This window comes from Prevotella corporis DSM 18810 = JCM 8529, assembly GCF_000430525.1.
Lineage (GTDB): Bacteria > Bacteroidota > Bacteroidia > Bacteroidales > Bacteroidaceae > Prevotella > Prevotella corporis.
Map to the genome: position 1 here is coordinate 76,600 of NZ_AUME01000007.1, position 11,492 is coordinate 88,091.

Here is an 11,492-nt window from a genome sequence, read left to right on the forward strand (position 1 = left end):
ATTAGAGAAAAGAAAGTTGAGATTAAAAAGATAAAAAAGTCCCGGTATCATCAGTAATGACATGATATCGGGACTTTTCCTTTGTACCAAACGACGGGTGATTTGACAACTCCAACGGTCGGTTTCGACACCAACAGACAGAAAAGAAATCGTGTGGAATCGGACCATGCCTCATCCACACGACTCACTCATGAAGTATATTTCATTATTTTACTCTTTCCTCAGAGCCCAACATGTGCTCCGGAGAAAGAATCTTGTCGAGCTGCTCCTTTGCAAGAACACCCTTTGCAAGCACGAGATCATAAACAGAGCCACCTGTCTCAAGTGCTTCCTTGGCAATCTTCGTACTGTTCTTGTAGCCGATGTATGGGTTAAGAGCAGTTACAATGCCAATAGAGTGTTTCACCATCTTGCTTGTGTGCTCTGCATTCACTGTGATGCCGTCAACGCACTTCTCACGCAAGGTGTTCATTGCATTTGTCATCCATGTGATGTCTTCAGTCAGACATTGCATGATGATAGGCTCCATGACGTTCAACTGCAACTGTCCGGCCTCAGCAGCCATCATGATGGTTGTATCGTTACCCATCACTTTGAAGCATGTCTGATTGGTTACTTCAGGAATAACAGGGTTCACCTTGCCAGGCATGATACTTGAACCAGGGGCCATTGGAGGAAGGTTGATTTCGTGAAGACCGCAACGTGGGCCAGAAGCCATCAAGCGGAGGTCGTTGCAGATCTTTGAGAGCTTAACAGCCAAGTGCTTCATTGCCTGACTGTAGCTTACATAATCACCTGTGTCAGGAGTAGCAGCAACAAGGTCAGAAGCAGCTTTGAACTCCATGCCGGTCAACTCTGTGAGCTTCTTCGCACAGATTTCGGGGAATCCTGGAGCAGCATTCAGACCTGTTCCGATAGCTGTGCCACCCATGTTGATTTCGTGAAGCAATGCCGCAGCAGCATTCAGGTTCTTGATTTCACCTTCCAACGTGTTGGCAAAAGCGTTGAACTCCTGACCAGCGGTCATTGGAACAGCGTCCTGCAACTGTGTACGGCCCATCTTGATTACGCTCTTGAACTCCTCTCCCTTAGCGCGGAATGAGGCAACCAGCTTTGTCAAAGACTCAACGAGGGTCTTATTCATACGGATCAATGCCAAACGGATTGTTGTTGGATAAGCATCGTTGGTTGACTGACCACAGTTTGCATGGTCGTTAGGTGCGCAATATTTGTGTTCGCCCTTCTTATGACCAAGAATTTCGCATGCACGGTTAGCGATTACTTCATTAGCATTCATATTCACCGACGTTCCAGCACCGCCTTGTACCATGTCGGTAACGAAATCTTCGTGGAATTTGCCATCAATAATTTCGCGGCAAGCCTGTGCCATAGCATCGCAGATCTCGTCGTTGATTTCACCTAACTGGCGGTTTGTTTCAACAGCAGCCAACTTTACATAAGCGGCGGCGATTACATAATCTGGATAGTCACACATTTTCATGGTAGAAATGCGGTAGTTGTTTACCGCACGCTGGGTCTGAACACCATAATAAGCATTGGCAGGTACCTGAAGTTCGCCCAAAAGGTCACTCTCTACGCGGAATTTTGTTTCTTTTTCCATTCTAAATACGTTTGTTAAATGAGATTGTTAGTTTAAGCCTGTTTCTATAAGGCTTAGGTATATAGTTATATTACTTGTTTTTTTTATTAGATTACTTCTATAAATTATTGCAAAAATAGTAATTTATTTATGGGGGGCGCTCATGAAAGTATAAAATCCTTCATGACATTAACTATCTTTAACGGCATTTTATCAAAGGTAGCAAGACAATCTAAATATTGATAAAAACGTATAATTACATTTTGATAGATAATTATAACAATACGACTAATTTAATAATCATCAACCTTATAATATGAACTAATTTCATCGTACTTTTATTATGAAAATGAAACAGGTCATCATTAATATTGATAGCAAAAGAAAAGACACATTTTAAATTTAAGAAAAGCAAATATAGGTATCTGAAAACGAAAACGGATTTTCGAAATATTGTTTAAAACTAAACAATTATAAATATAAAATATCATGCAAACAATTCTCCATCCTTGGACAAACAAATAGCAAAGGGGTAGCTTTTGAAGAGCGAAACATAAAAAACTTTTTCACAATCTGTTACAAAATGCATCCTCAAAAGTAATGTGTAAAATAATATTACTTTAATTGATTTTCTCCCAAAAACAGGCTCGCAAACCTACAATTCTCCAGCAAGGAATTTACAAATTTTTATTTTTCCTGATAAATCACGTTGTTTGCACCACTTGTGAAATTGAGAGCCTCCGGATGATCCTTCACGTAACTCTCTATGTGACGGATTCGTTTTTCTTCAAAAATCTCATCAACTGCTATCAAAATGCCTGTCTCTTCGACATCGCCAAATCCATAGTTGATGGCCGTACCAAAAAGTTTCATCGTCGGCGACAGGTTCATATAAGCATTCACCAATGGCGGGATGTTGAATCCCGACTGACGAATTTCACGGTTCAGGATTCGATAATCCTCCTTGAAGGTTTTGCCTGTGAAGAATGTCTCAAGCTCCGACTCAGGAGTATCGATTTCCAACGGTTTAATCGGGATAATCAAATCGTCCTTATCATCAAAATACTTCTTGAGGAAATAGAGAATCAAGTCGCGTCCCCTGCGGATGTACGAGGGGTACATGGTCATCTTTCCGAAGAAGTATTTACATTTGGGGTTGAGCACTATCAAAGCTCCAAGACCGTCCCAAAGGTTGTCAAGCGCAAAGATACTCTTGCTGTTCCTACGGGCATTCTGGTATTCGAGCGACACGAAGGAACGCCCCAGCTCAACGGTATAGGGAGCATACTCCTTCATGAACTTATCGGAGAAGTGGAACATGTGACTGGTAGCCAGCATCGGTTGTCCGTCGCCATCAAGCTGCCAGTCAGCTCCGAACACGTAGCGATAGCCCCCGATGATTTCCTCGGCTTCCGGATTCCAGACGATGAGTTGCTTGCAACAACCAGGCATCAAATCGAATTCATCTATGTCCTTGGCCTTTCCAGTCCCACCACCAGCACTTCGGAAGGCTATCTCGCGCAGTCGGCCAATCTCATCCATCACGTGAGGCGCCTCGTCTGCCGAAATCACATAAATCTCGTTGTGGCTCTTATTGGTCACACGCAGCAGTCTATCAGAGATAAGCTCACTCTTCAGGAGTTCCTTATCAACAGGCTGGATAATTTCTTCTTCCATAACATCTGGTTTTTATGCTTCCTCACTTTGTTCCTGATCACGACTCGTCAGCATTTACAGCTCATAGACCTTATCCTCGACGAATTTAGCCCATTCCATCGGTGTTTTACTCCTGTCGAAAGTCTGCCACGGGATAGGTTTTCCGAACGATATCCTGAATGTCTTTCCTACGTTTTTATACATCTCATCGACGAGAAACAGCATTGCGATGTTCACTTTCTTGATGTACTTGTCGCTGAAATGAGCTATTCTGTAGAACCGTTCTGAATTTTGTCCGCTGAAGAAAATCGGAACGACATCGCGCTTGTACTCTACACTCTTCGTGATAAAAGTCTTTGTCCAAGGAAGATCGTGGATTTTACCGTCAATCTTTCGGCTGTTCAACCCAGCTGGGAACATCAGCATGTGGTTGTCGCTTGAAAATCCAGCCTCAACCATGCGAGGAAAATCGCGGTTCTGCTTGCCAGTCTTGTTGATGCCGATACTCACTGGTCTTAAGCCAGGAAGGTTGAGCAGCAAGTCATTGACAAGATAACGGAATTTCCCATCATAATGCCGTCCGATGATTGAGCCCAAGGCCACTCCGTCCTGCCCGCCCAACGGATGGTTGGAAACAAAGGTATATAACTTGCCGTCGTTCTTGTCGGGCAAATTCTCAACTCCTTCGAGCTGAAGTGTCATATCAAGATAGCGTACACACTCGGTAAGCCACTCTGTTCCAACCTTGTCTCTACTTTCCCACAAGAAACGGTTTACCTCGTCCTCGTGAATGATACGTTTCAACCATTTGACGACAAAGCCTGGCACGTATTTGGACTTCGCACCCATTTTCCCCGCAAGTATTTTGTCAATATCGATGGTTTTCTCCATATCTCTTGTTAGCTCTCAAATCTTATTACTGATGCAAAAATAAAGAAACCTTTTGAAATAAGAGGATTTTTTTACGAGAAAATGTAAAAAATTCACAAATTTGACACAGGCATTACCAAGTTGTTTAAAAGCCAATCACAAACGTTCGGCTGTTAAAATTCGCAAAAAACCAGTTTTTACACAAATATTGTGGTGTATAGTGGTGAAATGTGGGGAAAAATACTTAACTTTGAAGCGAGTTTAGACAATAAAGAGGTACACATGAGATTTTTAGGAAGCATAGAAGCAAAGACTGATGCGAAAGGAAGAGCCTTTCTGCCAGCCAGTTTCCGCAAGGTATTGAGCACTTCCAACGAAGAGTCGCTTATCTTGCGAAAAGATGTCTTTCAAGACTGTCTGGTGCTTTATCCCGAATCTGTGTGGAACAACATGTTGGACTGCCTGCGCCAGAAACTCAACCGTTGGAACAAACGTGATCAGATGATATACAGGCAGTTCGTGTCCGATGTCGAGATGATAACGCTTGACGGAAACGGGCGTTTCCTGATTTCCAAGAGATACTTGAGAATGGCTAACATTGAGCAGCATATCAAGTTTATCGGCATGGACGACTGCATTGAAATATGGAATAACGACAGCCGGGAACGTTTCCTCGATACAGAAGATTTCAGCAAAGCTCTGGAGGAGGCCATGAGCGATACAGACACTGCCAACAGCCAGAACGAAGAAGCAAAACTCTCAAAATGATCAGGACTGCCGAGACATATCATGTTCCCGTCTTGCTAAAGGAAAGCATCGACGGTCTGAACATCAACCCCGATGGCATCTATGTGGATGTCACCTTCGGAGGTGGCGGGCACAGCATGGAGATTCTCTCAAGACTGAGCAGTAAAGGCCGTCTGTTCAGTTTCGACCAAGATGCCGATGCCGAACAGAACATCAGAGACATCGACGGACAACAGCAAGGAGTGGGAAAATTCACTTTTGTCCGTTCCAACTTTCGGTATTTGAAAAACTGGATGCGCTACTACGGAATCGAAAAAATTGACGGACTTCTTGGCGACTTGGGAGTGAGCAGTCATCACTTCGACGACGAGGAACGAGGATTCTCGTTCCGATTCGATGCCCCACTCGACATGAGAATGAACAAACGAGCTGGCAAAACCGCAGCCGACATACTGCAAGATTATGACGAGGGAAGGCTTGCCGATTTGTTCTATTTGTACGGAGAGCTCAAAAAGTCGAGAAAGATTGCAGCAGCTATTGTCAACAGAAGAAAGGAGAAGCCCATCCTGTCAACAGCCGACTTTCAATCCATCGTCGAGCCGCTATTCAAAAAAGAGCGCGAGAAGAAGGAAATGGCAAAGCTTTTCCAGGCCCTTCGAATAGAAGTGAACCACGAAATGGACGCCCTTCGAGAGATGATGCAGGCGACCCAAGAGTATTTGAGGCCTGGAGGCAGAATCTCCATCATCACTTACCACTCGCTGGAAGACAGAATTGTCAAGAATATGATGAAGACAGGCAATGCCGAAGGAAAGGTTAAACAGGATTTCTTTGGAAGAATAGAGTCCCCTTTCCAACTCATCAACAATAAAGTGATTGTCCCCAGTCAAGAGGAGCTGGACAACAATCCACGTAGCCGCAGCGCTAAACTCAGAATTGCAGAAAAGAAAGAAGATGGACGACAACAAGATTAACATCAATGATCCGGAAATAATTGGTGAGCCGATTCTATCGAGTGACTCAGAGATTACGGTTGATGCCGTGGCGATAGAAGAGCTGCGACAGACTACCACTGAGATAGTCTCAGAAGGATTGGAGACTGAGATCGATAGGAAGGAGAACGTTGAGGAAATTCCCATCGAGACTCTGGAAGAGAAAGCGTTGCGCCAAGAGGAAGAGCAAAAGGAAAGAGATAGAAGAGAGGCAGAATATAAGGAACAGGTAAGAATTGCTGCCGAAGAAGCTGCACTGAAAGCAGCCATAGCTGAACAGGCACGGGAGGACGAGCAACCATCATCAGCCAACTTCACACTGAAGAAGATTATTGGCGGAGATATTCTTTACGCACAGCTTCTCAGAAACAATATATGGCTGATTATCCTTGTGGTATTCTTCATCATTGTCTATATTTCCAATCGCTACAGCGTCCAGAAAGACCTGATAGAAATAGACAAATTGAGTCTAGAACTTGAAGATGCCAAATACCGTGCACTTTCAAGCAGCAGCCAACTGACCGAACGTTCGCGAGAGAGCCATGTGTTGGAGATTCTGAAAACAAACAAGGACAGTGTTTTAAAGATGTCTGACCGTCCACCATTCATCATCAATGTACCAGACAAATAAGATATGAGCAAGTTCAATAATCGAAAAATCATACCCCGGTATAGTGTCATTGCCATTGCAATGTCACTGTTTTCCGTGGCTATCCTCAGCAAGGCAGTCTATACTATGACTGCCAAGCGGAATTATTGGATGGAGGTATCTTCGAAACAGAAAAAAGACAGTGTCCCTATCACACCGATTCGAGGAAACATTCTCAGTTCTGACGGAGAACTGATGGCCAGTTCTTTGCCAGAATTCAAGATATACATGGACTTCGATGCCCTGAAAAAGGCAGGCAACGACACTGCTTTTGTCGATAGTATCGATTACATAGCCAAAGGGTTGAATGAGATTTTCCCAGAAAAAAGCGCTCAACTTTTCAAGAAAGACCTGATGGAAGCTCTTGAAGGAAATCGCCGTCACTTCGCCATTTGGAACAAACGAATAGACTATAACACGTTCAAGGAGGTGCAGAAACTTCCCATTTTCCACCTTTCTATATATAGAAGTGGATTCCATTGGGAAGAATTTAATGCCCGCCGCCGACCGTTCGGTTCACTTGCAAAGCGCACTGTAGGCGACTTGTATGGTGCAAAGGACACGGCAAGATGCGGACTTGAGCTCTATTACGACAAAATTCTGCGAGGAACGGATGGCGTGAAACACCGTAGAAAAGTAAGAAACAAGTTCCTCGACATCACCGACACACCTCCAATCGACGGCGCAGACATCGTCACAACGATTGATGTTGGCATGCAAGACCTTGCTGAACGAGCGCTCATCGATGAGCTAAGACAGATTAATGGCAATGTCGGCGTTGCCATAGTCATGGAGGTTGCTACCGGAGACATCAAGGCTATTGTGAACCTCGACAAGTGCGATGACGGCGAATACCGAGAAATCAAAAATCATGCGGTCAGCGACTTGTTGGAACCTGGCTCGGTTTTCAAGACAGCCTCTATAATGGTGGCACTGGATGACGGAGTAGTTGACACCACCTACAACATTGAAACGGGAGGCGGTGTATGGAATATGTATGGACGAGACATGAAAGACCACAACTGGCGCCGCGGTGGCTATGGAACATTGATGCTCCCATGGACTTTGAAATACAGTTCAAATATCGGTGTAAGCCGTATCATCGATCTGCATTATCACAAGAATCCAGAGAAATTCGTTCAGGGAATTCACCGAATGGGCTTGGCAGACGACTTAAAAATTCCTATCATCGGCTACTCTCCGGCTAAAATCCGAATGCCACAGAAGAACAAACGTAACCAATACACCAACTGGAGCGCAACGGCTCTGGCATGGATGAGTATCGGTTACGAAACCCAAGTACCACCGATATCGACGCTTTCTTTCTACAATGCCATCGCGAATAACGGAAAAATGATGCGCCCACGCTTTGTCAAACAGGTAATCAAAGATGGTGAAGTCGTTATCGATTATCCTCCACAGGTGCTTCATGAGAGAATTGCAAAGGAATCAACCATTACCCAAATCCAGCGCATTTTGACCGAAGTAGTATCGGAAGGATTGGGAAAGAAGGCTGGCTCCGACAAGTTCTCTGTGGCAGGAAAGACCGGTACGGCACAGATGTCGAAAGGAGCGTTGGGCTACAAGTCGGGTGTGACGAACTATTTGCTTAGCTTTGCGGGCTTTTTTCCAGCCGACAAGCCACGTTATAGCTGCATTGTGTGCATTCAGAAGTCAGGGCTGCCAGCTTCTGGAGGTGGTATGAGCGGCGTCGTGTTCCATCACATTGCCGAAGGCATCATGGCACAGAATCTGAAACTAAGCGTTACTGACGCCAGAGACTCAGTGTCATTGCTCATTCCTACCGCAAAAAACGGAAATCTGTTGGCTACCGACTATGTTCTCAATTTCCTTGGCTTCAATGTCAAGAACGGATGGAACGGCGCTTATCCATTTGGCACTCCCGTATGGGGAACAGTAGAGAGCAACAAGAGTGGCGTGATGCTGAACAAGGCTGGCAGCACCAATAACTACACAGTCCCTGACGTCCATGCTATGGGAGCCCGTGACGCAGTCTATATTATGGAAAGACGGGGAATAAAAGTGAGAGTCAACGGGAGAGGGAAAGTACTCCGACAGTCGCTCGCTCCTGGTGAAAGGATCAAAAAAGGCATGATTTGCATTCTGTCGCTCGGATAAATGGCGACACTTATTTACGAGAAGAAAATTAAGAATCAGAATATGAAATTAAGTGATTTACTGAAGACTGTCAAACCACTAACCATCAGTGGTAAGACCGACATTGAAATTGCAGGCATCAACATTGACAGCCGTAAGATAAAGGACGGCCATCTGTTTGTAGCCATTAAGGGTACACAGACAGACGGGCATCGCTTTATCCCGAAAGCGATAGAGCTTGGCGCAACCGCCATCTTGGTTGAGGATATGCCAGAGCAACTTTCAGAAGGAGTTACTTACATACAGGTGAAGTCAACCGAAGATGCCGTGGGGAAAGTCGCGACGATTTTCTACGGAAATCCCTCACACAAGCTGAAGTTGGTGGGAGTTACAGGCACAAATGGAAAAACCACCATTGCCACATTATTATATAATATGTTTCGAAAGTTCGGCCACAAGGTAGGCCTTCTCTCAACGGTATGCAACTACATTAACGACGTTGAGGTACCAGCCGACCACACAACCCCCGACCCTATCGAGCTGAACATACTATTGAGCAGAATGGTTGAGGCAGGATGCGAGTACGCTTTCATGGAATGTTCGAGCCATGCCATTCACCAAAGGCGCATTGGCGGACTGAAATTTGCCGGTGGTCTGTTCACCAATCTCACACGAGACCACCTCGACTACCACAAGACCTTCGAGAATTACCGTAATGCAAAGAAGATGTTTTTCGACGACTTGACGAAAGACGCTTTCGCCATAACCAATGCCGACGACAAGAACGGCATGATAATGGTACAAAACTGCAAGGCAAAAGTAAAGACTTACTCCGTTAAACGCATGGCAGATTTCCGTGCGAGAATCTTGGAGTGCCACTTTGAGGGAATGTACCTTGAGGTGAACGGCAAGGAAGTGGGTGTGCAATTTATCGGAAAATTCAACGTCAGCAACCTTCTTGCCGTTTACGGTTGCGCCATCATGCTGGGCAAACAGGCCGACGAAGTCTTATTGGCGCTCAGCACACTGAAGAGCGTCAACGGCAGGTTAGAACCCATCAATTCGCCCGAAGGCTACACAGCGATTGTTGACTATGCCCATACGCCTGACGCATTGGAGAACGTGCTGATAGCCATCCACGACGTACTCGATGGCAAAGGTGGAAAAGTAATCACCGTTTGCGGAGCAGGAGGAAACCGCGACAAGGGTAAGCGGCCGCTGATGGCTGTGGAAGCAGTCAAGCGGAGCAACAAAGTGATACTGACCAGCGACAATCCACGCGACGAAGAGCCACAGGCCATCATCGACGACATGATAGCGGGTCTCGACAATACGCAGAAGAAAAAAGTACTCAGCATTGTTGACCGACGCGAGGCTATCCGCACCGCTTGCATGATGGCTGAGAAGGGAGACGTGATACTCGTGGCCGGAAAGGGACACGAGACCTATCAGGAAATCAATGGTGTCAAGCACCACTTCGACGACCATGAGGTCATAAAGGATATATTTGGCATTCAGTAAACTTCAAGGATGAAAGTCCTACTGGGCGCAACAACTTAACAAAGATATTATGCTATATTACATTTTCCGATGGCTCGATCATTTTGGCATCAGTGGCTCACACCTCTGGGGTTACATCAGTTTCAGGGCCATACTGGCGCTGATTCTGGCTTTGGTCATCTCTGCTTGGTTCGGCGAGAAATTCATCAAGTATCTCAAAAGAAAACAAATCAGTGAGACTCAACGCGATGCAAGCATCGACCCGTTTGGTGTCAACAAGATTGGCGTTCCCTCAATGGGAGGTATCATCATCATCGTGGCCTTACTCATACCCGTGCTGCTTCTTGGGCGATTGCGCAACATCTACCTCATCCTAATGGTTATCACCACCCTGTGGCTGGGACTTCTCGGAGGTATGGACGACTTCATCAAGATATTTCGACACAACAAGGATGGACTGAAGGGTAAGTACAAGGTGGTCGGTCAAATTACCATTGGCTTGATAGTGGGCCTTGTCCTTTGGGCCTCACCTGACGTCAAGTCGAACATCAACCTTGAGGTGATGCAGGAAAATGGACAGGAAATCGTGGTGCAACACAAGGAAAAAGCTGAAAAGACGCTCAAGACGACCATCCCTTTTATGAAGGACCACAATCTCGACTACTCTAAAATCATGTCCTTCTGTGGCAAATACAAGACGGCTGCCGGTTGGATTCTGTTTGTCGTGATGACCATTTTCGTGGTGACAGCCGTGTCAAACGGCGCCAACCTGAACGATGGAATGGACGGGATGTGTGCAGGCAACTCCGCCATCATAGGTGTGGCACTCGGAATCTTCGCCTACGTGAGCAGCCACATACAATACGCAGCCTACTTAAACATCATGTACATACCAGGATCGGAGGAACTGGTGGTATTCTTCATGGCATTTATTGGTGCACTGATTGGATTTCTCTGGTACAACGCTTATCCGGCACAGGTATTCATGGGCGATACAGGAAGTCTGACGATTGGCGGCATCATCGCAGTCGGAGCCATCATCATCCACAAGGAATTGCTATTGCCTATTCTTTGCGGAATTTTCTTCGTCGAGAGCCTAAGCGTGATCATACAGGTGTATTACTTCAAGACAGGAAAGCGGAAAGGCATCAAGCGACGCATCTTCAAGCGCACGCCAATTCACGACAACTTCCGCACACAGGACAGTCAGCTCGATCCCGACTGTCAGTATGTTGTCAAGACACCGCACTCGGCCATCCACGAAAGCAAGATTACCATCCGTTTCTGGATTACGACCATCATCCTCGCGGCCTTAGCCATCATCACATTGAAGATAAGATAGAGATAAAGGGGAAATAGA

At 45.6% G+C, this 11,492-nt stretch carries 9 protein-coding genes; 6 read left to right on the top strand and 3 right to left on the bottom strand.

Features of this window, described 5'->3' with window-relative positions:
* Positions 1-205: 205 nt before the first annotated feature.
* From H515_RS0102165 to H515_RS0102175, 3 genes are all read right to left on the bottom strand, one after another.
* Entirely contained in the window at positions 206-1,621 is a 1,416-nt protein-coding gene (locus tag H515_RS0102165; protein ID WP_025875049.1) for an aspartate ammonia-lyase, read from the bottom strand.
* 666 nt (positions 1,622-2,287) lie between these two features.
* Positions 2,288-3,277, bottom strand: a complete 990-nt coding sequence (locus H515_RS0102170) for a GNAT family N-acetyltransferase (protein WP_025875047.1) — start codon at positions 3,275-3,277, stop codon at positions 2,288-2,290.
* A gap of 54 nt (positions 3,278-3,331) precedes the next feature.
* Positions 3,332-4,147, bottom strand: a complete 816-nt coding sequence (locus H515_RS0102175; RefSeq protein WP_028901521.1) for a glycerol acyltransferase — start codon at positions 4,145-4,147, stop codon at positions 3,332-3,334.
* A 261-nt stretch (positions 4,148-4,408) separates the two neighbouring features.
* Here H515_RS0102175 and mraZ point away from each other — a divergent pair, with 261 nt between their 5' ends.
* The 6 genes from mraZ to H515_RS0102205 are packed head-to-tail and all read left to right on the top strand — an operon-like array spanning position 4,409 to position 11,474.
* Positions 4,409-4,894: a division/cell wall cluster transcriptional repressor MraZ gene (gene mraZ, locus H515_RS0102180; protein WP_025875045.1), complete on the top strand. Its 486-nt coding sequence runs from the start codon at positions 4,409-4,411 to the stop codon at positions 4,892-4,894.
* Positions 4,891-5,847, top strand: coding sequence for a 16S rRNA (cytosine(1402)-N(4))-methyltransferase RsmH (gene rsmH / locus H515_RS0102185; RefSeq protein ID WP_028901522.1), 957 nt, complete (start codon positions 4,891-4,893; stop codon positions 5,845-5,847). Before mraZ ends, rsmH begins: the two co-directional genes overlap by 4 nt.
* Positions 5,828-6,496 (top strand): FtsL-like putative cell division protein, encoded by a 669-nt coding sequence (locus tag H515_RS0102190; RefSeq protein ID WP_028901523.1) that lies wholly within the window; start codon positions 5,828-5,830, stop codon positions 6,494-6,496. The genes rsmH and H515_RS0102190 overlap by 20 nt, the downstream gene beginning before the upstream one ends.
* A 3-nt stretch (positions 6,497-6,499) precedes the next feature.
* On the top strand, positions 6,500-8,653 hold the full coding sequence (locus tag H515_RS0102195) for a penicillin-binding protein (RefSeq protein ID WP_025875043.1): 2,154 nt from the start codon (positions 6,500-6,502) through the stop codon (positions 8,651-8,653).
* Positions 8,654-8,695: 42 nt separating this feature from the next.
* Positions 8,696-10,153 carry a UDP-N-acetylmuramoyl-L-alanyl-D-glutamate--2,6-diaminopimelate ligase gene (locus H515_RS0102200; protein ID WP_025875041.1) on the top strand — a complete coding sequence of 486 codons (1,458 nt, stop codon included), beginning with the start codon at positions 8,696-8,698 and terminating at the stop codon, positions 10,151-10,153.
* 49 nt (positions 10,154-10,202) lie between these two features.
* Positions 10,203-11,474: a phospho-N-acetylmuramoyl-pentapeptide-transferase gene (locus H515_RS0102205; RefSeq protein ID WP_028901524.1), complete on the top strand. Its 1,272-nt coding sequence runs from the start codon at positions 10,203-10,205 to the stop codon at positions 11,472-11,474.
* The last annotated feature ends 18 nt before the right edge of the window (positions 11,475-11,492 follow it).